Origin of the sequence: Pseudomonas sp. AMR01 (assembly GCF_041946035.1) — a bacterium.
GTDB classification, from domain to species: domain Bacteria; phylum Pseudomonadota; class Gammaproteobacteria; order Pseudomonadales; family Pseudomonadaceae; genus Aquipseudomonas; species Aquipseudomonas antarctica_B.
This window is the reverse complement of the sequence record NZ_JAUTYR010000106.1, coordinates 1-698: the sequence shown is the minus strand read 5'-3', so window position 1 is coordinate 698 and position 698 is coordinate 1. Positions and strand designations below refer to the sequence as shown.

The window sequence follows — 698 nt, the reverse complement described above, 5'->3', positions numbered from 1 at the left end:
GCATAGCCGCCGGGTGAACGGCCATAGCGAGTGGCCATTTCGCGGATCATCAACGCCACGACAGCCCGTAGGGTCGCGAACCGCCGATTGACGCCACTACTGGGGCCGGGTTGCTGGGCAGAGAAAAACATGGGGCGCGCATCCTATGCTGGTAATTCAATATGTCAGTATGTAAGAGCAGGAGGTCGAATTCAAACTAACTTTGGCCGGATGACCTTTCATGAATGACGCTTTCCCTGGTGCACCAAGACCTGCGTCCAAGCCAGAAAAAGATGCTAAGCAGGCATCACAAAAGCCTGCTCCGGCCCAGCCCAACCAAGCACCTACAAAGCCAGCCCAAAAACCTGCGTCTGTGGTTTCTCAAACAGCACCTCCAGCGCGAATGAGGGACCGGCATTGGGGGTTAATCGGGTCTTTCCTACTGATTGTTCTGATGCCGCTTCTGGTGGTTCTATCTTACCTCTGGTTTGTGGCTGTGAACCAATATGGTTCCGCCACCGGATTCACGGTACGTCAAGAGGAGGGGGGAGGAGCTTCAGAAATCCTTGGCGGATTAGCAGCACTTACTGGCTCAACCTCCTCGGGTGACAGCGATATTCTTTACGAGTTTATCCAGAGCCAAGCATTGATTCAATCAATCGACGACAAGCTTGATCTGCGCGAGCACTATTCGGCAGTATGGAAAAAAGATCCGGCTT

General features: G+C 53.3%; 1 pseudogene. It reads left to right on the top strand.

Features of this window, described 5'->3' with window-relative positions:
• Positions 1-220: 220 nt before the first annotated feature.
• A pseudogene (locus tag Q7C20_RS26745) lies at positions 221-698 on the top strand (hypothetical protein); the annotation flags it as partial.